This window comes from Nocardia sp. NPDC006630 (assembly GCF_040611495.1).
In the GTDB taxonomy this organism is placed as follows: domain Bacteria; phylum Actinomycetota; class Actinomycetes; order Mycobacteriales; family Mycobacteriaceae; genus Nocardia.
The window spans coordinates 730399-753629 of sequence record NZ_JBEXOK010000002.1 but is presented as its reverse complement, the minus strand read 5'-3'; the positions used below and the strand labels follow the sequence as shown (position 1 = coordinate 753629).

The 23231-nt window shown below is 66.3% G+C and carries 21 protein-coding genes; 12 read left to right on the top strand and 9 right to left on the bottom strand.

The features are described 5' to 3' along the window. Position 1: 1 nt before the first annotated feature. Positions 2–4498, bottom strand: a complete 4497-nt coding sequence (gene hrpA / locus ABZX86_RS07970; RefSeq protein WP_355121168.1) for an ATP-dependent RNA helicase HrpA — start codon at positions 4496–4498, stop codon at positions 2–4. A 137-nt stretch (positions 4499–4635) separates the two neighbouring features. Between hrpA and ABZX86_RS07965 the strand changes: the two genes are divergently transcribed. Next, a complete protein-coding gene (locus ABZX86_RS07965; RefSeq protein WP_355121166.1) occupies positions 4636–5277 on the top strand; it encodes a Pr6Pr family membrane protein in 642 nt (213 codons plus the stop codon). Between the two features lie 6 nt (positions 5278–5283). Here ABZX86_RS07965 and ABZX86_RS07960 read toward each other — a convergent pair whose 3' ends face one another. Beyond that, entirely contained in the window at positions 5284–5739 is a 456-nt protein-coding gene (locus ABZX86_RS07960; RefSeq protein ID WP_355121164.1) for a GNAT family N-acetyltransferase, read from the bottom strand. 152 nt (positions 5740–5891) lie between these two features. On the opposite strand from ABZX86_RS07960, the gene ABZX86_RS07955 reads away from it, so the two are divergent. The 7 genes from ABZX86_RS07955 to ABZX86_RS07925 all read left to right on the top strand — a co-directional run bounded on the left by ABZX86_RS07955 (position 5892) and on the right by ABZX86_RS07925 (position 14726). Beyond that, a complete protein-coding gene (locus ABZX86_RS07955) occupies positions 5892–6965 on the top strand; it encodes a MoxR family ATPase (protein ID WP_355121162.1) in 1074 nt (357 codons plus the stop codon). A gap of 2 nt (positions 6966–6967) precedes the next feature. Beyond that, positions 6968–8797 (top strand): hypothetical protein, encoded by a 1830-nt coding sequence (locus ABZX86_RS07950; RefSeq protein WP_355121160.1) that lies wholly within the window; start codon positions 6968–6970, stop codon positions 8795–8797. A 64-nt stretch (positions 8798–8861) separates the two neighbouring features. After that, positions 8862–9308 carry a helix-turn-helix transcriptional regulator gene (locus ABZX86_RS07945; protein ID WP_327145105.1) on the top strand — a complete coding sequence of 149 codons (447 nt, stop codon included), beginning with the start codon at positions 8862–8864 and terminating at the stop codon, positions 9306–9308. A 5-nt stretch (positions 9309–9313) separates the two neighbouring features. Further along, positions 9314–9724, top strand: a complete 411-nt coding sequence (locus tag ABZX86_RS07940; RefSeq protein WP_355121158.1) for a VOC family protein — start codon at positions 9314–9316, stop codon at positions 9722–9724. 53 nt (positions 9725–9777) lie between these two features. Then, positions 9778–12159 carry an excinuclease ABC subunit UvrA gene (locus ABZX86_RS07935; protein ID WP_355121156.1) on the top strand — a complete coding sequence of 794 codons (2382 nt, stop codon included), beginning with the start codon at positions 9778–9780 and terminating at the stop codon, positions 12157–12159. Between the two features lie 621 nt (positions 12160–12780). Continuing rightward, complete coding sequence (locus ABZX86_RS07930; RefSeq protein WP_355121154.1) at positions 12781–13389, top strand: DUF5134 domain-containing protein; 609 nt, start codon at positions 12781–12783, stop codon at positions 13387–13389. A gap of 113 nt (positions 13390–13502) precedes the next feature. After that, positions 13503–14726, top strand: a complete 1224-nt coding sequence (locus ABZX86_RS07925; RefSeq protein ID WP_355121152.1) for an aminotransferase class III-fold pyridoxal phosphate-dependent enzyme — start codon at positions 13503–13505, stop codon at positions 14724–14726. Here ABZX86_RS07925 and ABZX86_RS07920 read toward each other — a convergent pair. From ABZX86_RS07920 to ABZX86_RS07895, 6 genes are all read right to left on the bottom strand, one after another. Further along, positions 14723–15973, bottom strand: coding sequence for a DUF6596 domain-containing protein (locus tag ABZX86_RS07920; protein ID WP_355121150.1), 1251 nt, complete (start codon positions 15971–15973; stop codon positions 14723–14725). The two genes, ABZX86_RS07925 and ABZX86_RS07920, sit on opposite strands and share 4 nt — an antisense overlap. Next, positions 15973–16398, bottom strand: coding sequence for a YciI family protein (locus tag ABZX86_RS07915; protein WP_355121148.1), 426 nt, complete (start codon positions 16396–16398; stop codon positions 15973–15975). Before ABZX86_RS07915 ends, ABZX86_RS07920 begins: the two co-directional genes overlap by 1 nt. A 123-nt stretch (positions 16399–16521) precedes the next feature. Further along, on the bottom strand, positions 16522–17214 hold the full coding sequence (locus tag ABZX86_RS07910) for a PhzF family phenazine biosynthesis protein (protein ID WP_355121146.1): 693 nt from the start codon (positions 17212–17214) through the stop codon (positions 16522–16524). Between the two features lie 21 nt (positions 17215–17235). Then, entirely contained in the window at positions 17236–17988 is a 753-nt protein-coding gene (locus tag ABZX86_RS07905; RefSeq protein ID WP_355121144.1) for an HNH endonuclease family protein, read from the bottom strand. 154 nt (positions 17989–18142) lie between these two features. Further along, on the bottom strand, positions 18143–18682 hold the full coding sequence (locus ABZX86_RS07900) for a carboxymuconolactone decarboxylase family protein (protein ID WP_355121142.1): 540 nt from the start codon (positions 18680–18682) through the stop codon (positions 18143–18145). Between the two features lie 38 nt (positions 18683–18720). Then, on the bottom strand, positions 18721–19308 hold the full coding sequence (locus tag ABZX86_RS07895; protein WP_153806595.1) for a peroxiredoxin: 588 nt from the start codon (positions 19306–19308) through the stop codon (positions 18721–18723). 107 nt (positions 19309–19415) lie between these two features. Here ABZX86_RS07895 and ABZX86_RS07890 point away from each other — a divergent pair, with 107 nt between their 5' ends. The 3 genes from ABZX86_RS07890 (at position 19416) to ABZX86_RS07880 (ending at position 21620) form a co-directional block, all read left to right on the top strand. Continuing rightward, complete coding sequence (locus tag ABZX86_RS07890; RefSeq protein ID WP_355121139.1) at positions 19416–20324, top strand: hydrogen peroxide-inducible genes activator; 909 nt, start codon at positions 19416–19418, stop codon at positions 20322–20324. 70 nt (positions 20325–20394) lie between these two features. Beyond that, positions 20395–21171: an MBL fold metallo-hydrolase gene (locus ABZX86_RS07885; protein WP_355121138.1), complete on the top strand. Its 777-nt coding sequence runs from the start codon at positions 20395–20397 to the stop codon at positions 21169–21171. Beyond that, the gene (locus tag ABZX86_RS07880; RefSeq protein WP_355121136.1) at positions 21168–21620 is read left to right on the top strand and encodes a gamma-glutamylcyclotransferase family protein; all 453 of its coding nucleotides are present in this window, start codon (positions 21168–21170) and stop codon (positions 21618–21620) included. The genes ABZX86_RS07885 and ABZX86_RS07880 overlap by 4 nt, the downstream gene beginning before the upstream one ends. Here ABZX86_RS07880 and ABZX86_RS07875 read toward each other — a convergent pair. Then, complete coding sequence (locus tag ABZX86_RS07875) at positions 21617–22210, bottom strand: helix-turn-helix domain-containing protein (RefSeq protein ID WP_355121134.1); 594 nt, start codon at positions 22208–22210, stop codon at positions 21617–21619. The genes ABZX86_RS07880 and ABZX86_RS07875 overlap by 4 nt on opposite strands. Before the next feature lie 111 nt (positions 22211–22321). On the opposite strand from ABZX86_RS07875, the gene ABZX86_RS07870 reads away from it, so the two are divergent. Then, positions 22322–23224, top strand: coding sequence for an alpha/beta fold hydrolase (locus tag ABZX86_RS07870; protein WP_355121132.1), 903 nt, complete (start codon positions 22322–22324; stop codon positions 23222–23224). Positions 23225–23231 lie beyond the last annotated feature (7 nt).

Genomic DNA, 23231 nt, shown 5'->3' with positions numbered 1-23231 from the left:
ATCAGCGTTTGGCGGGCGGCTTGCGCGCGGCGTCGATCGCCTTTTCGATGCGCTTGGCGGAGACCGCATAGGGCGTGCCGAGCTGCTGGGCGAAGAGGCTGACGCGCAATTCCTCGATCATCCACCAGATTTCGGTGATATCGCGGCCGGTGCGGCGGCCCTCGGGCAGCAACTCGAGCAGGCGGTCGTAGGCGGCATGCACCCGATCGAGTTCGGCCATGCCCGCGCGGTCGCGATTGGCGGATGCGGGCAGGGCTTCCAGGCGCAGTTTCGCCGCTTCGAGATAGCGCGGCAGTTCGCGCAATCGCACACTGCCCCATTCGGAGACGAAGCCGCGGAAGACGAGATCGTCGAGCTGGTGCGTGACGTCCTGTGCGGCTTCACGATCACGGGAATCGGCGAGGGCGGCACGTACCCGATGCGCTTCGGCGAGCACGGGCACCACCAGTCGCACGATCTGTACGACGGCGGAGGTGAAGTCGGGTCGCACCTTCTCTACGAGCGCCTTGAACTGCTCCGGACTGCGCACCGGCCCACCCGCATTCGCGATGAGCTGATCGGCGGCGCAGGCCCGGCAGTCCTCGATCAGCGCGTCGAGCGAACCGTACGGATTCTGGCTCAGCGCAAGGCGATCGGCGGGCGGCAGCCCGGCGGTGACCGCTCGTGCCGAACTGGGAAGTGCATTGAGCAACAGCGTGCGGGTACCGGTGCGCATGGCCGCGGCCTGCTGCGCCGGTGAGCTCAGCACCCGGACCGCCACCCCGTCGCCCTCGGGAACCAGTGCGGGATAACCGGTAATGGTCTGCCCGCCGACCTGCCTGCGCACCGTCGGCTCCAGCGTGCCGAGCGATTCCGAGGTCCATACCGCGGCCGGGGCGCGCTCGGCGGCGGCGGTCGCGCGGGCCACCGTCTTCGACACCTGGGTCGCGAGACGGGATTTCAGCTCGGCCAGATTCTTGCTGCGATCGATCAGGGTTCCAGCGGCGTCCGTCGCGGCGAACGTCATGCGCAGGTGATCGGGCAGTGCGACCGGGTCGATATCGGCGGGTGCGATGGTGACCGAACCCAGGCGCGAGAGCTCCCGCACCAGGGCGGTGCGCAGTGGTTCGGCGCGCGGAGTCAGCTGTGCCAGTGCGGCTTTCGCGAAATCGGGGGCCGGAACGACGGCGCGCCGCAGCTGTTTGGGCAGCGTCTTGATGAGCGCGGTGGCCAGTTCCTCGCGCATACCGGGCACCAGCCAGTCGAAGCCGACGGCCCGCACATGCGCCAGCTGCGCGATCGGAATGTGCACGGTGACACCGTCATCGGCATTGCCGGGCTCGAATTGATAGGTGAGCGGGAAGATCAGCTCACCCTGTCGCCAGCTGTCCGGGAACGCGGTCGGATCCAGCAGTGCCGCATCCTCGTTCACGACGGTGGCGGCCGTGAAGTTCAGCAGCGTCGGATCCTGCCGCTGCGCCTTGCGCCACCAGCTGTCGAAATGCCGCACCGACACCACGTCGGCGGGAATGCGGCCGTCGTAGAAGTCGAACAGCACCTGATCGTCGACGAGGATGTCGCGCCGGCGCACCCGATGCTCCAGATCGGCAACATCGTCGAGCAATTCGCGATTGCGCTCGAAGAATTCGTGCCGGGTCTGCCATTCGCCCTGCACCAGCGCATGCCGGATGAACAGCTCACGCGACAGCTCGGGATCGATGCGCCCGAAATCCACCCGCCGCTGGGTGACCAGCGGAATCCCGTACAGCGTGACCCGCTCGTAGGCCAGGGCGGCGCCGCGCTTGGAGGACCAATGCGGTTCGGAGTAGGTGCGTTTCACCAGATCCCCAGCCAGCCGCTCGGCCCACTCCGGTTCGATCCGCGCAGCCGTCCGCCCCCACAGCCGCGAGGTCTCCACCAGCTCGGCGGCCATCACCCAGCGCGGCGCCTTCTTGGCCAGCGAGGACCCCGGAAAGATCATGAACTTGGCATTGCGCGCACCCAGGAATTCCCGGCTCTCGGCCTCCCGCACACCGATATGCGACAGCATCCCCGCCAGCAGCGCCTGATGAATCGACAGCGAATCCCACGGCAGCGCCTCATCGGCGGTAGCCGCCAGCGCAGCAAGCCGCGCAGCCGAATCGGACCCGCCGGACGCACTCCCACCGGATTGCCCACGCCCACCGCGTACGGCCTTGCCCGCTGCGGAGGTGCCGCCACTCGCGGAGGTGCTGCGCATAGCTGAGCCTCCGCCGGACGTCGCGTTGCCGCCGGACGTCGCAGTGCTGCCCGACATGGATTTCGAGCCCGTGCCCTGGGCGGAAGCCGCAGCGCCCCTACCGGAGTCACCGGAATTCCCCGCGGCATTTCTCCCTGCGGCGCTGGTATTTCCGCCGCTGTCCTTGCCTGAGGCGGCGACGTCTCCGCTGATGCTGCTTCCGGAGTCGGCAGTGATGCGACCGGTGGCGACTCGGCTCGAGGTCTCTGTTCCGGCGGCCCGGCCGGATGATGTTGAGCTGTCGGCTCTTTCGCCGCCACGTCGGTTTCTTCCGCGGCCCCGCGAATTGCCGCGGCCGTCGGAGCGACCCGACTCGGAATCGGTTTCAGGGGTGTCGTTTTCGGACGATCCCGAGTCGGTCGACCAGCCGAGGCTGCGGGTGATCGTGCGGAGCTGGCCGTGCAGGTCCTGCCATTCGCGTATGCGCAGGTAGTGCAGGAACTCGTCGCGGCACATGCGCCGGAACTGGTTGGAGGACAGCGATTGTCGCTGCTCGCCCAGGTAGTCCCAGAGTTTGAGGTAGGCGAGGAAGTCGGAGCCGTCGACGTGGAAGCGGGCATGCTTGGTATCGGCGGCCTGCTGGAATTCCACCGGCCGCTCGCGCACATCCTGAATCGACAGTGCTGCGACAATGATCAGCACCTCGGCCAGGCAGCCGGTGCGGTTCGCCTCCACCAGCATGCGCGCCATGCGCGGATCCACCGGCAGCTGCGACATTTCCCGGCCGATGGCCGTGAGAGTCAGTCCGGCATCGGGGATTTCGGCGCGATCGGCGTCGTCGCTGCGCCGAGCCAGCGCGCCGAGCTCCTCGAGCAGTGAGATGCCGTCGCGGATGGCGCGATTGTCCGGGGCCTCCACAAACGGGAAGCTCTCGATATCGCCCAGCCCGAGCGCGGTCATCTGCAGAATGACGGCGGCGAGATTGGTGCGCAGAATCTCCGGTTCGGTGAACTGCGGCCGTGATTCGAAGTCGTCCTCGGAGTACAGCCGAATGGCGATACCGTCGGCAACACGACCACAGCGCCCGGAGCGCTGCCGCGCCGACGCCTGCGAGATCGGCTCGATGGGCAGCCGCTGCACCTTGGTGCGCAGCGAGTACCGCGAGATGCGCGCGGTGCCGGGGTCCACCACATAGCGAATGCCGGGCACCGTCAGCGAGGTCTCGGCGACATTGGTGGCCAGCACCACCCGGCGACCGGCGTGGTTGCTGAACACCTTGTGCTGCTCGGCCGCGGAGAGCCGCGCGTACAGCGGCAGGATCTCGGTGCGCGGCAGTTTCATATCCCGCAGCGTGTCCGCGGTATCGCGGATCTCACGCTCACCGGACAGGAAGACAAGGATGTCGCCGTCGCCCTCGTCGAGTAGTTCGCGCACCGCATCGCCGATGGCATCGGTGGGATCGCGGTCGACGACCTGGGTGTCCTCGTCATCGGGATCATCGGAGGTGAGCGGAACCTCCAGTGCCAGTGGCTGATACCGGATCTCCACCGGGAACGAGCGGCCGGAGACCTCGACAATCGGTGCCGGAGCGCCGTTCTCGTCACTGAAGTGCCGGGCGAACAGCTCCGGATCGATGGTGGCGGAGGTGATGATGAGCTTCAGATCCGGCCGCTTGGGCAGCAGCTGTTTGAGATAGCCCATCAGGAAGTCGATATTGAGACTGCGCTCGTGCGCCTCGTCGATAATGATGGTGTCGTAGCGGCGCAATAGCCGGTCCCGCTGGATCTCGGCGAGCAGAATGCCGTCGGTCATGAGCTTGACCAGGGTCCGATCCGAGGCCTGATCGGTGAATCGGACGGTATAGCCGACCACATCGCCCAGTTCGCCGCCGAGCTCCTCGGCAATGCGCTCGGCCACCGTGCGCGCGGCAATGCGCCGCGGCTGGGTGTGCCCGATGGTGCCGCGAATGCCGCGCCCCAGCTCCAGGCAGATCTTGGGTAGCTGGGTGGTCTTACCGGAGCCGGTCTCGCCGGCGACGATCACGACCTGGTTCTCGGCGATGGCCTTCGAGATGTCCTCGCGGCGCGCGGAGACCGGCAGCTGCTCCGGATACCTGATGGTGGGTAGCGCGGCGCGACGGGTGTCGACGCGCCGCTGGGCGGCATCGATTTCGGCTTCGAGTGCGCTGAGGTCGCCGCCGCGGACCTGGTCGAGGCGTCGACGTAAACGATATTCGTCGCGGATCGAGAGGTCGGCCAGGCGGGAACGAAGCTCGCGAACGGTGGCGGCAGTCCTGGTCATTGCACCGTCAAGCCTAGCGAAGTCCTGACCCGGCCGGTCGGCGTGGTGGCACAGATCGTCGTAGCGAGGGTTGCCTGAAGTGTGCTGTATCGGCGTATCGTCCGCGTTTCGGGCTGCTCCCGTGCGAATATCAGGCCATGAACAGCACTGCCGGAACGCCCGCGTGGATTCGAGCGCTGCGCATTGCCTTCGGTGTTTTCGGCATCGTCGCGCTGGTGTGGATCCCGATCGAGAACATCGGCGTCGCCGGGTACTCCGAAGCCAATTACTTCAGCTACTTCACCATCCAGTCCAATATCGTGGGTGTGGTGGTGCTGCTGGTGGGCGGACTGCGTGCGCCGATCAGCCGGGGCTGGCAGCTGTTCCGCGGCGCCGGCACCCTCTATCTGGTCATCACCGGCATCATCTACGCGCTGCTGCTGTCGAATATCGATGTCCAACTGGGCGAGCACTGGACCAACACCGCACTGCACCGGGTGATGCCCATTGTCGTGCTGGCGGATTGGCTACTGGTTCCCGCCGCGATCAAGCTGAGCGCGCGGCTTATCGGCATGTGGCTGATCTACCCGGTGCTCTACGGCGTGTACACACTGGTCCGCGGTCCGATCGTGGACTGGTATCCCTACCCCTTCATCGATCCGCGCCATCAGGGCTACCTAGAAATGTCCTGGAAGCTGGCGCTGATGGTGGTGTTCTTCGCGATATTGGCCGCCGCCGTGGTCGCGCTGAACGGTTTCCTCGCGCGCTTCTGGCGTGAAAGCCGTACGCACACGTCTTGATCCGGCTCAGAGCTGCCGGGTCATGAACACGCTGTGCGGATCATCGGTGTACTCCGCGAACGGCCCGCACAGCGCGAATCCGTGCCGCTCGTACAGCCGGACCGCGGGCCGATAGAACTCCGAGGACCCGGTCTCCAGGCTCAGCCGCGTATACCCGCGCTCGCGCGCCACGCCGAGAATGTGCTCCAGCAGCAGTGTCGCCACGCCCCGGCCGCGCCAGGCCTCGACCATGCGCATGGATTTGATCTCGCCGTGCGTCGGATCGAGCTCCTTCACCGCCCCGCAGCCCGCGATATCGTCGCCCTCCCATACCGACCAGAGTGTGATCTCGGGCTTGCGCAGCGCGTCCACATCGAGCGCGTGCATGCTGTCCTCGGGGGAGTTGTCCAGCATTTCGGCCACATGGGTCTGCAGCAGTCCGATCACCTCGGCACCGGACAAATCGTCCACCACAATGCGCATATCCTCAGGCTATCGATGCCGGTCGGCCGGTTGCCGGAGTGGTATGCGCCTCGTGGTTCCCGGCCGGTCGGAGCCCGGAAATCACTGGTGGGCGCCCGAAAATCAATGGCATTCGCGCAGTCCCGAACCTAGCCTGAGACGACCTTGCAGCAATGGGAAAGGACGCCTTGGAAGCGACAGTGACGGTGACCCCGGATCAGTTGCCGGAGTTGCTACTGCACGTCGCGGTGGTGCGCCCGGTGTTCCTGTGGGGTGCGCCCGGTATCGGAAAGAGCTCGCTGGTGCGGGCATTCGCGGACTCCCTCGGATTGGAGTGCGTGACCCTGCTCGGCACGCAGCTCGCGCCGGAAGACCTCATCGGCGTCCCGCAGATCGTGAACGATCGCAGCCGATTCGCCCCGCCGGAGATGATCGCGCGGGCCGAGCCCTACTGCCTGTTCCTGGACGAGCTCAATGCCGCGCCTTCCGAGGTGCAGAAGTCCTTCTACTCGCTGATCCTCGATCGCCGCGTGGGCAATTACGAGCTGCCCGCCGGATCGGTGGTGATCGGCGCCGGTAACCGCGCCACCGACAATGCGCTCGCGCGTCCCATGGCGTCGGCGCTGGTGAACCGCATGGTGCATGTGCACCTGCGCGCCGATGTCGACGATTGGCTGAAGTGGGCCGCGCACAATGACATTCACCCCTGGGTGGTGGAGTACATCATGCAGCGGCCCGATCACCTGTGGGCCGCACCGCCCAAGTCGGAGCAGGCGTTCTCGACGCCGCGCGGCTGGCACATGCTCTCGGATGCGCTGCACTCCTACGGAACCGGGATCGACGACACCTCGCTCTGGGTGCTGGCCTCCGGAACACTCACCGCCGCACACGCTTCTGCCTTCCGTGCCTTTGTGAAGACGGTGCGGCACGCCTTCGATCTGGAGGCGGTCATCAAGGGCGAGGCGGCGTGGCCGCGCGATCCGGCCGACCGCGATCTGCTCTACTTCCTGTCCGAAACCTTCCGTGCCCGGCTGGTCAAGGAGTTGCCCGCCTCCCGCGAGCACGCCTCGGCGGGGCTGAAACGCTTTGTGCTGCGCGCCAAGACGATGCTCACCGAGCTGGCGGAGATCTCGGTGGAATGCGCGCAACTGGTCATTGCCGCCGATGAGAACGGGCTGCCGGTACTGCCGTCCTGGTTCCTGGTGGAGGTCACCCGGGATCTGCCGCGGCTGGCGGCGCGGAGGTAACCATGTCGGGACGTTCGACGCGCAAACGTCGCAGGGCCGCCGACCCCTGGTACGAGAACATGCTGGCCGGGTGGGCGCAGGTGCAGGAGAATCCGATGTTCCGCTGGGCCCGCCGGGGGCTGGTCGACGCCGGTGACCGATTGCCCTCGGATGCGTGGGCGGTCATCTCGGGCCACGGCACCATCCATTTCGCGCCGAAACGCAAAGCGTCCGCCGACGAATGGGCCTGGGCCTTCGCGCATTTGCTGTTGCACGCGGGCTTCGGGCATCTCGATCCGCGCGGCATTCCTGAGCACATGCTGGAGGAGAACCTCTTCGCATCCACCTGGCTCAATAACCCGCGGCAGCCGCATCCGGCCTATCGGTCCGCGTGCTGCGCGGTGGTCGATCAGTACCTGCTCACCCTGAAGATCGGTCGTCCCCCGGCGGATCTGCCACCGACTCCCGGCGGCTCCGATGAGCAGGCGCTGACCGAACGCTGGTGGCACACCGGCATTCCCGAGCAGTATCGGCAGCCCGAGTATCCGGACTTCTTCGTCGGTGATGCCGAGACCGCCAAGAACCACGACCACCGCACACACTTCGCGATCGGCATAGGCGAGGCCGCCCGCGATGCGCTCGCCGATGCGGGCCACGATGTCACCGCCGGGCGGCGCAAGGTCATGCGGTCGTGGGATCGTGCGCTCAATTGGTTCGTCTCCTCCTATCCGCTGCTCGGCGCGCTGGCCGCCGGGATGACGATCGTCGCGGAGGTGGATGTCGCTCGCGGCTGGGACATTTCGATCGCCGCGGTCAATGCCGAGGCCGCCGAGATCTACATCAACCCGTTCGCCGGTCTCAGCGATGAGGAATGGCGTTTTGTGCTCGCGCACGAAATGCTGCATGCCGCACTGCGACACGGTGATCGGGCGGGCTGGCGCGACCACTACCTGTTCAATGTGGCCTGCGATTACGTGGTGAACGGCTGGCTGGTGGAGATGGGTGTCGGCGAGCTTCCCGAGGGGCTGCTCTACGACCCGGAGCTCAAAGGTCTTGCCGCGGAACAGATCTACGATCGCATCGCGGGTGATCTGCGCCGTATTCGCAAGCTTGCCACCCTGCGCGGGCGCGGTCGCACCGATATCTTCGGAGATCCATTGCCGCACAATGGAACTACCGGCGGTTATATCGATCTGGATCACTACTATCGCGGCGCGCTCGCGACCGGTCTGGCCTACCACCAGTCCAGCGGCCGTGGGCTGCTGCCCGCCGGTCTGGAGCAGGAGATTCGCGCCCTCGATCAGCCGCCGCTGCCGTGGGACGCGCAATTGGCGCAGTGGTTCGACGAACATGTGCCCGCCGTCGAGAAGCAGCGCAGTTATGCCCGCGCGTCTCGCCGCCAGTCCTCCACGCCCGATATCCCGCGCCCCGCCTGGGTGCGGCCGGAAGAATCCGTCCGGCTGCCCACCTTCGGCGTGGTCCTGGACACCTCCGGATCCATGTCCACCGAGCTCATGGGCAAGGGTCTCGGAGCGATCGCCGCGTACGCCCGTGCCCGTGATGTTCCGCGTGCCCGCGTGGTGTTCTGCGATGCGGCCGCCCACGACGCCGGGTATCTGCCCGTCGATGAGATCGCCTCGAAGGTCCAGGTCCGAGGCCGCGGCGGTACCGAGTTGCAGCCCGGCATTCGACTTCTGGAGCGCGCCACCGATTTCCCCGCTGACGGGCCGATTCTTGTGATCACCGACGGCATGTGCGATGTCGTGCGCATTCGGCACGAGCATGCGTTCCTCGTTCCGGCGGGCGCCTCTTTGCCCTTCCGGCCCCGCGGTCCGGTCTTCCGGATGCGCTGACCGGCGGTGGAGCTGCGCGCCGGTGAACTAGGCAAGCCGGGCGGGGCATGGCACGATCGGTGAGGTGACCAGCAGTCCATCCGGGGCAGAGCGTCTGCGCGATCTCGCGCGGCTGCGCCGTGTGCGCGACCGTATCGACCGGGAGTACGCGCAACCGCTGGATGTCGAGGCGCTCGCCCGGGATGCGCACATATCGGCCGGTCATCTCAGCCGGCAGTTCAAGCTCGCGTACGGCGAGTCGGTGTATTCGTACTTGATGACACGCCGTATCGAGCGGGCGATGGCCCTGCTGCGGCGCGGCGATCTGAGCGTCACCGAGGTCTGTTTCGCGGTCGGCTGCTCATCGCTGGGCACTTTCAGCACGCGTTTCACCGAATTGGTCGGGGTTCCGCCCAGCGTCTACCGGCGTGAGGCGACCGCTACCTCGGGGATTCCCTCGTGCGTGGAGAAACAAGTAACCAGACCGATCAGGAATAGAGAAGCGGCGGCTACCGAGTCGCAACTAGCCTGATCTTCATGGACATCACCATTCACGCGAGTTTTCTCCCGCAGGACGATCCGGAAGCCGCGCTGGCCTTCTATCGCGACACCCTCGGTTTCGAGCTCCGGAATGACGTCGGATACAACGGCTTGCGCTGGCTGACCATCGGCCCTCCCGGACAGCCCGATACCTCGATCGTGCTGCATCCGCCGGCCGTCGACCCCGGCCTCACCGAGGACGAGCGTCGAGTCATCAGCGAGATGATGGCTAAAGGCACCTATTCCAGCATTCTTTTGGCTACTAAAGATCTGGACGGCCTTTTCGAGCGAGTGCAGGCCAGCGACGCGGAAGTCGTCCAAGAACCGACCGACCAGCCTTATGGCGTTCGGGACTGCGCCTTCCGCGATCCCGCAGGCAATATGGTCCGCATCCAGCAACTGGGCTGAGCCCGTCCGGCATTCCTCCGCCACCGACCCTGAATCACGGAGACACGATAAGCATGGCCACCAAGAGGACGCCCGCGCCCGCATCGCATGCCGCCGATAGTCACGAGCTGATTCGCGTGCTCGGCGCGCGGGTCAACAATCTCAAAGACGTCAGCATCGAGATTCCCAAACGCCGGTTGACGGTGTTCACCGGCGTATCCGGATCCGGGAAGAGCTCGCTGGTCTTCGGTACGATCGCCGCGGAATCGCAGCGGCTGATCAATGAGACCTACAGCTCGTTCGTGCAGGGTTTCATGCCGACGCAGGCGCGGCCCGAGGTCGACGTGCTCGAGGGGCTCACCACCGCGATCCTGGTCGACCAGCAGCGGATGGGTTCGGACCCGCGTTCCACGGTCGGCACGGCCACGGATGCGAATGCCATGCTGCGCATTCTGTTCAGCCGGCTCGGGAAGCCGCATATCGGTTCCCCGCAGGCGTTCTCCTTCAATGTCGCCTCGATCAGCGGTGCGGGTGCGGTCGCGATCGAGCGCGGTGGCAAGACGGTGAAGGAGCGGCGGAGCTTCAGTATCACCGGCGGTATGTGCCCGCGCTGCGAGGGCCGGGGTTCGGTCAATGACATCGATCTGACGCAGCTGTACGACGACACCAAATCGCTCAATGAAGGCGCGCTGACCATCCCCGGCTACTCCATGGACGGGTGGTTCGGCCGGATCTTCACCGGGTGCGGGTTCTTCGATCCCGATAAGCCGATCAAGAAGTTCAACAAGCGCGAACTGGCCGATCTGCTCTACAAGGAGCCGACCAAAATCAAGGTCGATGGCATCAACCTGACCTACGAGGGCATTATCCCGCGCATTCAGAAATCCATGCTCTCCAAGGATGTCGATGCGCTGCAGCCGCATATTCGCGCGTTCGTGGAGCGGGCGGTCACCTTCGATATCTGCCCCGAATGCCACGGCACCCGGCTCAGCGAGGGAGCGCGGTCCTCGAAGATCAAGAAGGTCAGCATTGCGGATGCGTGCGCGATGCAGATCAGCGATCTCGCCGAGTGGGTGAAGGGGCTGGACGAACCGTCCGTCGGGCCGCTGCTGGAGACTTTGCAGCGGACGCTGGACTCGTTTGTCGAGATCGGGCTCGGCTACCTCAGTCTGGAGCGCACGTCGGGCACGCTGTCGGGCGGTGAAGCGCAGCGCGTCAAGATGATTCGTCATCTCGGGTCCGCGCTCACCGATGTCACCTATGTTTTCGACGAGCCCACCGCGGGGCTGCATCCGCATGATATTCAGCGCATGAACGATCTGCTGCTGCGCCTGCGGGACAAGGGCAATACGGTGCTCGTCGTCGAGCACAAGCCGGAGACCATCGCGATCGCCGATCACATTGTCGATCTCGGGCCCGGTGCGGGTGCGGGTGGCGGCACCATCTGTTTCGAGGGCTCCGTCGACGGGTTGCGGGGCAGCGGCACCATTACCGGCAAGCATTTCGACGATCGGGCCGCGCTCAAGAAAGCGGTGCGAAAGTCCACCGGGGCCTTGAAGATTCGTGGCGCGAAGACGCACAATCTGCGCGGTGTGAATGTCGATATTCCGCTCGGGGTGCTGGTCGCCATCACCGGTGTCGCGGGGTCCGGAAAGAGTTCACTCGTGCACGGATCGATTCCCGCCGGTGAGAATGTGGTCTCGGTCGATCAGGGTGCGATCAAGGGTTCGCGGCGCAGTAATCCGGCGACGTACACCGGACTGCTCGAGCCGATCCGCAAGACGTTCGCGAAGGTCAATGGCGTGAAGCCGGCGCTCTTCAGCGCGAATTCCGAAGGCGCCTGCCCCAATTGCAATGGCGCGGGTGTCATCTACAGCGATCTGGCGATCATGGCCGGCGTCGCCACCACGTGTGAGGTGTGCGAGGGCAAGCGGTTCCAGGCGGCGGTGCTGGACTACCACCTCGGCGGTCGCGATATCAGCGAGGTGCTCGCCATGTCGGTGAGCGAGGCCCTGGAATTCTTCGCCGCCGGCGAATCGAAAATCCCCGCCGCACATGCCATCCTCGAGCGGCTCGCCGATGTCGGTCTCGGCTACCTCACCATCGGCCAGCCCCTCACCACCCTGTCCGGCGGCGAGCGCCAGCGCCTGAAACTGGCCACCCACATGGCTGACAAGGGGGGCATCTACGTCCTCGACGAGCCCACCACCGGCTTGCACCTCGCCGACGTGGAACAGCTCCTCGGCCTCCTCGACCGCCTCGTCGAATCAGGCAAGTCGGTCATCGTCATCGAGCACCACCAGGCAGTCATGGCCCACGCCGACTGGATCATCGACCTCGGCCCCGGCGCCGGCCACGACGGCGGCCTCATCGTCTTCGAGGGCACCCCCGCCGACCTGATAGCCAAACCCGCCACCCTCACCGGCGAACACCTCGCGGCCTACGTCGGCAGCTGACCGAGGTCCTCGGAGACCTCGCGAGCCCTCTCACCCGCAGCCGAATCACCGCACCCGTCGAATTCGACCGACGGGTGCGGTGATTCGCGTTGTCTGCGTGAGGCGTCCTGAATTATGCGAGTGAGTCGCCCCCGTCATCCCGGCACGCGAGCCTCGTCTCCCAGCGCGCGAGCCTCGTCTCCCAGCATGCGAGCCCCGTCATCCGGCACGCGACCCCCGTCATCCGGCACGCGAGCCCCGTCTCCCGGCACGCGACCCCCGTCATCCCGGCATGCTCTTGGCCGGGATCCACACCCGCAGCGTGTCAACGGTTTCCGTGGATCACGGCCAGAAGCGCGCCGGGATGACAGGAGGTGTGCTCGACGGCGGGCCGTCGCAGTCGCCTTGCCGATGTCTCGCGCCTTCCCATCTCGTCCAGTTGCGTTGTCCAGGGCTGTGCAGGGATCTACCGAAACGTGCGAGGTTGCCGCAGAACACCGCTGCTGCGTGGCAGCTGCCTGCTGGTCTGCCGCCGAGTGGCGGTGGGATGACCTTGGTTCGGCAGGGTAAGGGCGGTGCCGAAGGGTGGGGGCGGTGCCACTATGGAGGGAGGCAGGACTCCGCGCTGAGAGGTGGTGGGGCATGGCGGGATTCGTGCAGGACAGCGGGATGCTGCGGTGGCTGGTGGTGGCCGGATTCGTGACGGCTGCGGTGATTGTGGTGGGGCGGCTGGCCGCGGTGCGGCCGGTGGGTGGGGGAGAGGTGCTGGCGGGGAATGGGTTTCGGGTGGATCAGGAGTCGGATGCGGCGCATCTGCTCATGTGCCTGGTGATGCTGGCCATGCTGGTGTTTCCGGCGGCGGCCGATCCGCGGGCGCTGCGCGGTGTGCTGACCGCGATGATTGTGGTCTACGCCGCAGTTCTGCTGGGTCGAATCCTGCGGTGGCGCAGTGTGAGTGTCGCGACGTTCGCCTATCACCTGCTGGCGGCGGGGGCGATGTTGTACGCGATGAGCGGGCATGCCGAGCGCGGGATGCATATGCACATGGCGGGTGGGCCCGCCCCGGCGCCGATGCTCGTGCTGGCCGCACTTTTCACCGCGGATGCGGTGGTCATGGCGGTTCCGGCGTCGCGGCGTGCGCTGTGGCACATGTTTCCGCATGCGGTCGGTACCGGTTCCAAGGCGGTGTTTCCGCATCTGGTGATGGATCTGGGCACCGCGTACATGCTCGTGCTCGCCGCGGCGGGCTGACACCTCGAGTGCCGGGGGCTGTTCGCGCTGCTCCGGGCGGTGATGGTGTGATGGTGGGGTTGGTCGACATGCCCGGAAAGTGGCAGTCGGTGTCGGTGTGACGGAGGTGCGGGATGGGTTCGCTGTGGCATGGCTTCGCCGATATGGGTGCGGTGGAAGACGGCGGTGCGTTCGTGGTGGCGCGCGGCGACGGCGCTTATATCTGGGATGAGGGCGGCACCCGGTACCTGGATGCCACCGCCGGACTGTGGTTCACCAATGTCGGGCACGGCCGCCGCGAGATCGCGGATGCGGTGGCCGCGCAGCTGAGCAATCTCGCGCACTATTCGAACTTCGGTGATCTGGCCTCCCCGGTGCTGCGCGATCTGGCCGAACGGCTCGCCGCCATCGCGCCGGTGCCCGGCAGCAAGATCTTCTTCACCTCCGGCGGGTCCGACGGCATCGATACCGCGGCCAAGCTGGCGCGCCGCTACTGGAACGTCATGGGCAAGCCGGGCAAGACCATCATCGTCGGCCGGGAGAAGGCGTACCACGGCATGCACGTGGCGGGTACCTCGCTCGCGGGCATTCCGGTGAACCACGAGGGCTACGGCGAGTTCATGCCCGACGCCCGCACCATCGGCTGGGACGACCCCAAGGCGCTGCTCGCGCTCATCGAAGAGGTCGGCGCCGAGCGCATCGCCGCCTTCTTCGCCGAGCCGATCATCGGCGCCGGCGGCGTCTACCTGCCGCCGGAGGGCTATCTCGCCGAGGTGCGCCGCATCTGCCGTGAGAACGACATCCTGTTCGTGGCCGACGAGGTCGTCACCGGCTTCGGCCGCATCGGCGGATCCTGGTTCGCCTCTTCACGTTTCGACCTGCAGCCGGACATCATGACCACCGCCAAGGGCCTGACCTCCGGTTACGTGCCGATGGGCGCGGTGTTCATCGCCCCGCGGATCGCCGAGCCGTTCTTCGCCGGCGGCACCTGGTTCCGCCACGGCTACACCTACGGCGGCCACGCCGGCGCCGCGGCCGCCGCCATGGCCACCCTCGACATCATGGAGCGGGAAAACCTGCTCGAGGCCAGCAAGAACCTGGAATCCCTGCTGCACAAGCACCTTTCGCCACTGGCCGAGCACCCCCGGGTAGCCGAGGTCCGCAGTGGCCTGGGCGCCGTCGCCGCCATCCAGCTCGCCGATCCCACCGAGGCCATGCCGTTCGTGAAAACCCTGCGCGCCCACGGCATCTCGGGCCGCGCGGCCGGTCAGGGCGCCCTGCAGATCTCCCCGTCCTTCGTCATCACCGAGGAGCAGGTCGCCGAACTGGCGGCGGGCTTCGCCCGGGCGCTGGGTTAGTCCTGCCTGGCGGCCAGACGGTCGGCACGGGAATTGAGGTAACGCTGCTGCGGAACGGTTCCCGTCAGCTGCGCGGCGTGGCGGTAGTCGGAGATCGCGTCCGAGTCGGCTCCACTCAGTTCCCGCAGATGTGCGCGTACGGCATAGAACCGATGGTCGGCACCTAGGCGGCCATCGGTTTCCAGTTCCGCGAGCATGGCCAGCCCGGCCTCGGCGCCGCTCGACATCCCCACCGCGACTGCACGATTCAATGCCACTACCGGATTGTCGGTGAGTGCGTGCAGTGCCGTGTAGAGGGCGGCGATCTGCGGCCAGTCGGTGTCCTCGGCGGTGGCCGCCTCGTCGTGCACGGCCGCGATGGCGGCCTGCAATTGGTACGGTCCCGGCGGACCGCCGCGTGGCAGTGCCAGGGTGATCAGTGCGATGCCCTCGGTGATGAGGCTGCGGTTCCAATGCGATCGATCCTGTTCGGCCATCGGAATCAGTTCGCCGTGCGGCCCGGCGCGGGCCGGTCGGCGGGCATCGGTCAGCAGCATGAGGGCGAGCAGGCCCGCGACTTCGTCATCTTGGTCGAGTAGGCGATACATGATGCGCGCCAATCGAATTGCCTCGGCCGACAGGTCTGTGCGGTACAGGTCGGGTCCGGCCGTGGCGGCATAGCCTTCGGTGAAGATCAGGTACAGCACGTGCAGGACGGCCGCGAGCCGGGCGTCTCGCTCCTGGGGCAGCGGCATGCGGAAGGGTGTGCCTGCCGATTTGATCGTGCGTTTGGCCCGGCTGATGCGCCGGGTCATGGTGTCCACCGGTACGAGGAAGGCGCGCGCGATCTCCGCGGTGGTCAGGCCGCCGACCGCGCGCAGAGTAAGCGCGATCTGGGAGGCGGGGGCCAATGCCGGATGGCAGCACAGGTACAGCAGGATCAGGGTGTCGTCGGCGTCCGCGACACGGTCATCCACCGTCTGGAATGTCCACTGCTCGAGTGGAAGAGCCTGTGCCACAGCATCTTCGCGTCGCCTTCGCGCCTGCTCGGCGCGCAGCAGGTCGATGAGCCGCCGGGCCGCGACGGCGATCAACCAGGCTTTCGGATCGTGCGGCACACCCGACTCTGGCCACTGTGCGGTCGCCGCGACCAGGGCCTCCTGCACCGCATCCTCGGAGGTATCGAAATGCCCGTAGCGCCGCACCAGCGCACCGAGGACTTGCGGTGCGAGTGCGCGCAGCAGCTCCCCGGTGCGGGTGTCGGTCATCAAATCTCCAGAGAATCAGCGCTTTCCGCGATCGGCCGCACATCCACGTAGGCGCGCGCGGCCACCGCCGCGGGGCCGGGGCATTCGGTGATTTCCGCCGCGATCTCGGTGGCCCGGTCGAAGCTCTCGCACTCCACGATCCAGTATCCGGCGAGTACCTCCTGCGTTTCCGCATACGGTCCGTCGGTGATCACCACGGGCAGGCCCGCGCGGGTGCTGCCGCTGATCCTGCGGGTGTGGACTGGATCGACGAGGCCGCGGGTGTCCACCAGCTCTCCGGACGCCTCGAGCTTTGCCGTGAAGTCCCGCATGAACTCGGTCACCGCGGCGAAGTCGTCGGGTGTCCAGGCGTAATCGCCCGTCGCCTTGCCGGTCATACCGTCGTAGTCCCGCTGCGAACCGTAGGACAGAATCATGTACTTCATCGGTCTCACCTCCGTTGTCGGCGCCTCGGTGGCGTCTGTACCCGAGACGTCGGAGCCACTGCACCGGATCCGGACATCCACTCCGAAGATATTTTCCCGCGCCGCGACCGGCGGCCGAAGCGGTCAGATGACGACCGGATGATCCTCGACAACGCGCCCGCCCAGCCGCACCCAGCCGTCGGAGTCCCATTCGGTGAACAGCTGCGAACCCGCGCCCTGGGTGATGTACAGCCCGCGCTGTAGTTTGGCCGTGAGTGCGATGGCTGCCGCTCCGGTCGCCTCGTCCTCGGCAATTCCCATGGCGGGGGCGAACATTCGAGTCCGCACCTGACCTCGGGCCTCGTCGTGCCAGGTCCACGCGTAGTGCGAGCCCTCGGGGAAGTCGGCCGGGTCCAGCGTGGCCAGCAGTTCGGCACTCTCGATTTCGTGAAAGGTGAAGGCGGGGGCCCATTCCGAGCGCGCGCGCACCCACGCCATACCCTCGGTGACCGAAACGTCCACGGGTCCGGCGGGCACATCGATCACCGAGACCGGACGGCCCCGCAGGTACAGCCACCAGCCGGTGCCGACGGTCGGGTGCCCGGCGAACGGCAATTCCACCGACGGCGTGTAGATGCGCATGCGGACCCGGCCGTTGTCCGGCTCCTCGAGGACGACCGTCTCGCTGTAGCCGACCCGTGCGGCCAGGGCCTGATGGTCGGCGCCGGCCACATCGGCGGCGCGCGCGATGCCGAGCGGATTGCCGAAGCGGCCCGTCGCATCGGTGAATACGCGAACCACTTCGATCTGTGCGCCATCGCTTTCCGGGGTGCTCATAGGTGCCGAGCTTACCGCTGGTTACCGCGCAGGGGGAGGTGAGCATGCTCCCAGCATGTCTGCCAGGGCGCTCTTCTCGGTGGCCTGTACGGTGAGTCCCCAGCGGGATTTCACGGCCACCCAGCGGCGTGCGTACTCGCACCAGAACTGTGCGCGCGGGCGCCACTGATCCGGGGTCTTCGAGCCCTTGTCCTGATTGGCCTGCTTCTGCACGGCCAGCAGATTGCCCACGTCATTGGCGAAATACTGCCGTCGTTCCGCATCCCAGTCCGAGGCGCCGGACCGCCAGGCGTCGCCCAGCGCGACCACATGGTCGATCTCGATGTCGGAGGCCTGGAACCGGTCGTAGGGCAGTTGCTCGCCCGCGTACGGATCGTTCAGTACGCCGGACAGCACCATGCACGAATTGCTCTCCGCCAGTTTGACTTCCGTCAGATCCCGCTTCATCACGTCCTCGCGGGCGGTGCATCCGTCGGAAAGTACGGGCTCGCCGCCGCGCCCGGACCAGCCGGGTCCGAAGGCGTTGCGCTCGTAGGATTCCCAGTTCCGATTCCAGGCGATGGTGAGCCGGTCCAGGTCGGCCTGCGCGTGCAGCAGGTCGGGGAGCGGCGTGCTGGTGGGATCGGCCGCGGCGGTGTCGGTGTTCTTGTGCGCCGGTTCCTGCCGATTGCTCCAGAGCGCGAGCCCGGTCGCTGCCACCGCGATGAGGACGACGGAGGTGGCGAAGAATCTGCGCCAGCGGCGCCGGGCGGTGGTCCGGGAACGCTCGGGCATGCGGGGGAGTCTAGGGGTGGAAACCGGATGAAACGGGCAATGTTGCCGACCGGTGACCTGATTTCAGCTAACCGATAGCAAATAGAAACAGGGGTGGTGCACCGAATCGGTGCACCACCCCTGTCAGCAGTGCTTCAGATCGAAAAGCAGGAGATCAGACCGCGGCGGCAGCCAATGCCTCGGTCGAGGCCACGGCCTGGCCGACACCGGCCACGATCGCGGCGGCACGCAGCGATTCGAAGATCACCTCACGGGAGACGCCCGCCTCGCGCAGGGTGTTCTCGTGCGCCTCCAGGCAGTGCTGGCAGCCGTTGATCGAGGAGACCGCGAACGACCACAGCTCGAAATCGGCCTTGTCCACGCCCGGCGTGCCGATGATCTGCATGCGCAGACCGGCCCGCAGGTCGTCGTACTTGCCGTCCAGGAAGGCCTTGCCGCGGTAGAACACATTGTTCATGCCCATGATCGAGGCGGCGCCCAGCGCGGCGTTGTACGCCTCGGCCGACAAAACGTCGGCGGCCTCCTCGGCAATTTCGCGCAGCGTGGTGGCCGACCGGGTGGCGGCGGCCGATGCCAGCAGTGTGCCCCACAACTGCTGCTCGTTCAGCACGGTGGTGCGAGCGATCGAGGACAGATTGAGCTTGAGGTCCTTGGCGTACTCGGGTAGCGAGTTCTTGAGGGTCTCAATGGTCACAGTGCGAAATCCTTTGTATCAGAGCCGAATTGGGAAGATTAGACCGAAGCGGTCATGAGCTCGCCGGCCTTGATGGTCGGGTCGCCCTTCTTCCAGTTGCAGGCGCAGAGCTCGTCGGACTGCAGGGCGTCGAGCACCCGCAGCACCTCGTCGACATTGCGGCCCACGGAACCGGCGGTCACCGAGACGAACTGGATCTCATTGTTCGGATCGACGATGAAGGTGGCGCGGTCGGCGACGCCGTCGGCATTGAGAACACCGGTGGCGGCGGCCAATTCACGCTTGAGGTCGCTCAGCATGGGGAACGGGAGGGTCTTGAGCTCCTCGTGCTGCGCACGCCACTGGAAGTGCACGAACTCGTTGTCGACGGACGCGCCGAGCACCTGTGCGTCACGATCGGCGAACTCCTCGTTCAGCTTGCCGAAGGCGGCGATCTCGGTCGGGCAGACGAAGGTGAAGTCCTTCGGCCAGAAGAAGACGATGCGCCACTTGCCGGCGTGGTCGTCGCTCGAGATCTGGGTGAAGTAGTCGTCGGGCTGCTGAGCGTTCACCTTCGAGAGATCACCGCCGATGACCGCGGTCAGGTTGTAGGCGGGGAACTGGTCGCCGATGGTCAGCAGTGCCATGCTTGCTCCTCTGTGTAGTCGAATCGATCGTGTCGTGACTGCTGTAAACGATCTTGCCCGAACCTCGCTTAAAGGCAAAGGTGATGGGTCGCACTAGACTGATAGGCGTGACTGATCAAACTTATCAGCCGACCCTGTCGCAGCTGCGTGCGTTCGTGGCGATCGCGGAATATCGCCACTTCGGTACCGCGGCGGCCCGGCTGAGCGTGAGCCAACCCACGTTATCGCAGGCCCTGGCATCACTGGAAAACGGACTCGGTCTGCAATTGATCGAGCGCAGTACGCGCCGGGTACTGGTCACACCCGCGGGCAAACGGCTACTGCCGCAGGCCATGGCAACACTGGAAGCCGCTGACCGTTTCGTCGCTTCCGCGGCCGGATCCGGGCTCGGCGGAACCATGCGATTGGGCATCATTCCGACCGTCGCCCCCTATGTGCTGCCGCGGCTGCTGCCCGAGCTGCGCACGCAGCTGCCCACGCTGGTGCCGCATGTGATCGAGGATCAGACGGCGCGACTGGTGGACGGGCTGCGCTCCGGCGTTCTCGATGTCGCGGTGCTGGCGCTGCCGGCCGATGCCACCGGACTGGTCGAGATTCCGCTCTATACGGAGGAATTCGTCCTGGTGGTGCCGCGCGGGCACGCGTTTGCGGGGCGCACCGATCTGAAGCCCGCCGATCTGGACGCGCTGCCGCTGCTGCTGCTCGACGAGGGGCACTGCCTGCGTGATCAGACGCTGGATCTGTGCCGCTCGCACGATGCCCATCCCGGCGCGGTCGGCGATACCCGTGCGGCCTCGCTGGCCACCGTGGTGCAGTGTGTGGCAGGCGATCTGGGTGTCACCCTGATTCCGGAGATGGCGGTCGAGTCCGAAACCTCGCGTGGCACTCTGGATATCGCGCGATTCGCCGCACCCGCACCGGGGCGCACGCTCGGGCTGGCCTATCGCACCTCGACCGCGCGCGGTGAGGATTACGAGCGTCTCGCGGAGATCATCCGAAGTATTCGGCCGCGCTGACCGCAGTGCCGGGTGAGGTCTGGAGCACCCCCAATTGACCGGTTCGTGCACGTCTGGGACGCTCGGCTCCATGCGCATTCACCATCTGAACTGCGGCACCATGGCCTTCGGCCTGGTCGACCACTGCCTGCTCGTCGAGACCCGGACCGAACTCGTGCTGGTCGACACCGGATACGGGCTCGGTTGCGTGCGGGAGCCGGGAAAGATGCTGGGCGCGAGCCGATTCCTGATGGGTCCCAAGCTCACCGAAAAGGAGACGGCGATCTGGCAGATTCAGGCGCTGGGCTACGACCCCCGTGATGTGCGGCACGTCATCCTCACCCATCTCGATCTCGATCACTCCGGTGGCCTGTCCGACTTCCCGGAGGCGACGGTGCATGTGCACGGTCCCGAATTCCGGGCCGCCACAGCGACACCCACCCTTTCCGAGCGCCTGCGGTATCGCGCGGCGCAGTGGGCGCACGGACCCAAGTGGATGGTCAACGAGGTCGAGGGGGCCGAGGAGTGGTTCGGTTTCACCTCGGTGCGTGACCTACCCGGCCTACCCCCGGAGATCCTCGTGGTGCCGCTCGCCGGTCACACCCGCGGTCATGCCGGTGTCGCGATCGACAGCGGCAACGGCTGGCTGCTGCACGCCGGAGATTCCTTCATGTTGGAAAGCTCCATCGACCCCGAGAGTCCGAATACTCCCTTGTGGCTGCGTATGTACGAACAGGGAGCAATAGTCCGCGATGCATATCGGGAGAATCAACGTCGTCTGCGCGAACTCAGGCGCCTGCACGGCCATCAGATCAGCGTCATCAATTCCCACGACGCGGCGCTCTTCCATCGGATGACCGCCCGGTGAGTCCCTGGCGCCGGGCCCGCCCCCTTCCCTCCGGCCCCGCCCCGCTGTTCGTCTACGGCACCTTGCAATTCCCCGAGGTGCTGATCGAATTGCTCGGCCGCGCACCGGAATTGGAGCCCGCCCGAGTGCTCGGGCAGCGTGCGGCAGTCCTGCCCGACCGGGTGTATCCGGGACTCACCTCCGCCAACGGCAGTGTGACGCAAGGCTTCCTGCTCAACGGGCTCACCGCCGACGAGTGGCAGATACTGGATACCTTCGAGGACGACGAATACGAACTGCGCCCCATCCCCGTAAACGCGGGTAATCAGCACACCTACGCGTGGACCTACGCCTGGACCGATGCGGTGACACCGGCGGAGTGGTCAGCGCAACGTTTCGCCGCCGATCACCTCGCCGACTACCTCGCCCGATCCGCAACGTGGCGCCGAGACCTCTTGCAGGGCAGCTAGGTTCGCAGCCCGTCCAGGATGGCGAGTACCGCCGCCTCGGATTCGATTCGGGCGGCGGCCGGATCATCGGAGCTCGCTATGAGCAGACCGGCCTCGCCCAGGGCGGCGATGATCATGTGGGCGAGGGGTCGCAGTGGCACGTCATTGCGCAGGGCTCCGGAATCCACGCCCAGTTGCAGACTCGCCGCGACCATGCCCAGTGCGTACTTCTCGTCGAGGGCGCGCCACTCCTGCCAGCCGAGGACCGCGGGCCCGTCGATCAGGCAGATGCGGGTGCGTTCGGGTTCCATGCAGGACTGCAGGAACATGCGCAGTGCGGCCTCGAAGGCGGTGAGCGGATCGGTGGTCTCGGTCCGCGCCAGTTCGTCGGCGATCTGCTGCATGAGTTGCTGCTGGATCTGCTCGTATACCGCGCGGAAGAGCTCCTGCTTGTCCTTGAAGTGGTGGTAGAGCGCGCCGCGGGAGCTGCCGGCGTGCTCCACGATCTCGGGGGTGCCGACGGCCGCGTAGCCGCGCGCGGCGAACAGTTCGCGCGCCGCATTGATCAGGCTGGTGCGGGTCGTCTCGGATCGGGCGGCTTGCCTGCTCATCGGTGCTTTCCGTTCGGGTGTCCTGGGCATGACTCATCAACACTTACAAACAGGCAGACTGTTTGTTATTGTCGGTGCTGTAGCTATTGTCGCTGATCCAGGGGGTTCCAGATGATCGACTCGACTACTACCGCCCGCGCATCCTGGCGGGCTGCCGATCTGGGTGCGCGCCGCGAGATTTCACTACCTCAGGGCCGAATGGCCGTGTTCGAGTCCGGAACCGGTCGTCCGATCGTGTTCGTGCACGGTCTACTGGTCAATGCCAATCTGTGGCGGGGGGTGGTGCCGCGGCTGGCCGGTGAATTCCATTGCGTGACATTGGATATGCCGTTCGGGTCACACACGCTGTCCATGCCGGGGGCGGATCTCACGCCGCCGGGGATGGCGGAGTTGGTGTGCACCGCGATCGAAGCGCTCGAACTCGGTCCGGTTGTGCTGGTGGGCAATGACAGTGGTGGCGCTCTGTGTCAATTGGTCGCGACGAGTCGGCCGGACCTGGTGCAACGGCTGGTGCTGACCTCGTGCGACGCCTACGAGAACATGCCGCCACTGCTGGTGCGCGCTATTCGGCTCACCGCGCGTATTCCGGGCGGGTTGGGTCTGCTCATGTCCGCGCTGCGGTTGCCCTGGGTGCGCAACTCGCCGATTGCCTTCGGCGCGTTGTCGATTCGGCCGATCGAACCGCGGGCGGCTGAGTCGTATGTACTGCCCGCCGGGATCGCCCGGGATATTCGGGATGATCTGCGTCGTGCGCTGTTCGGGCAGCATCGACGCCATACCCTGGGTGCGGCAGCGCATTTCGCCGAGTTCGACCGTCCGGTGCTGATCGCCTGGTCGGGTCGTGACCCCATCTTCCCGATGGCCCATGCGCTGCGGCTGGCGACCGATTTCCCCCATGCTCGGCTCGAGGTGATACCCGAGGCGCGGGGATTCTCGCCGGAGGATGAACCGGTTCGGCTGGCGACCGCCATCGCGGAATTCGCGGCTGCGTCGCGTTCGGCGCACGTCCGATGAATATCGA

Bases quoted from the DNA above. Each gene is read 5' to 3' on its own strand.
- hrpA (WP_355121168.1), bottom strand. From the start codon at position 4,498: ATGACCAGGACTGCCGCCACCGTTCGCGAGCTTCGTTCCCGCCTGGCC.
- ABZX86_RS07965 (WP_355121166.1), top strand. From the start codon at position 4,636: ATGAACAGCACTGCCGGAACGCCCGCGTGGATTCGAGCGCTGCGCATT.
- ABZX86_RS07960 (WP_355121164.1), bottom strand. From the start codon at position 5,739: ATGCGCATTGTGGTGGACGATTTGTCCGGTGCCGAGGTGATCGGACTG.
- ABZX86_RS07955 (WP_355121162.1), top strand. From the start codon at position 5,892: ATGGGAAAGGACGCCTTGGAAGCGACAGTGACGGTGACCCCGGATCAG.
- ABZX86_RS07950 (WP_355121160.1), top strand. From the start codon at position 6,968: ATGTCGGGACGTTCGACGCGCAAACGTCGCAGGGCCGCCGACCCCTGG.
- ABZX86_RS07940 (WP_355121158.1), top strand. From the start codon at position 9,314: ATGGACATCACCATTCACGCGAGTTTTCTCCCGCAGGACGATCCGGAA.
- ABZX86_RS07935 (WP_355121156.1), top strand. From the start codon at position 9,778: ATGGCCACCAAGAGGACGCCCGCGCCCGCATCGCATGCCGCCGATAGT.
- ABZX86_RS07930 (WP_355121154.1), top strand. From the start codon at position 12,781: ATGGCGGGATTCGTGCAGGACAGCGGGATGCTGCGGTGGCTGGTGGTG.
- ABZX86_RS07925 (WP_355121152.1), top strand. From the start codon at position 13,503: ATGGGTTCGCTGTGGCATGGCTTCGCCGATATGGGTGCGGTGGAAGAC.
- ABZX86_RS07920 (WP_355121150.1), bottom strand. From the start codon at position 15,973: ATGACCGACACCCGCACCGGGGAGCTGCTGCGCGCACTCGCACCGCAA.
- ABZX86_RS07915 (WP_355121148.1), bottom strand. From the start codon at position 16,398: ATGAAGTACATGATTCTGTCCTACGGTTCGCAGCGGGACTACGACGGT.
- ABZX86_RS07910 (WP_355121146.1), bottom strand. From the start codon at position 17,214: ATGAGCACCCCGGAAAGCGATGGCGCACAGATCGAAGTGGTTCGCGTA.
- ABZX86_RS07905 (WP_355121144.1), bottom strand. From the start codon at position 17,988: ATGCCCGAGCGTTCCCGGACCACCGCCCGGCGCCGCTGGCGCAGATTC.
- ABZX86_RS07895 (WP_153806595.1), bottom strand. From the start codon at position 19,308: ATGGCACTGCTGACCATCGGCGACCAGTTCCCCGCCTACAACCTGACC.
- ABZX86_RS07885 (WP_355121138.1), top strand. From the start codon at position 20,395: ATGCGCATTCACCATCTGAACTGCGGCACCATGGCCTTCGGCCTGGTC.
- ABZX86_RS07875 (WP_355121134.1), bottom strand. From the start codon at position 22,210: ATGAGCAGGCAAGCCGCCCGATCCGAGACGACCCGCACCAGCCTGATC.
- ABZX86_RS07870 (WP_355121132.1), top strand. From the start codon at position 22,322: ATGATCGACTCGACTACTACCGCCCGCGCATCCTGGCGGGCTGCCGAT.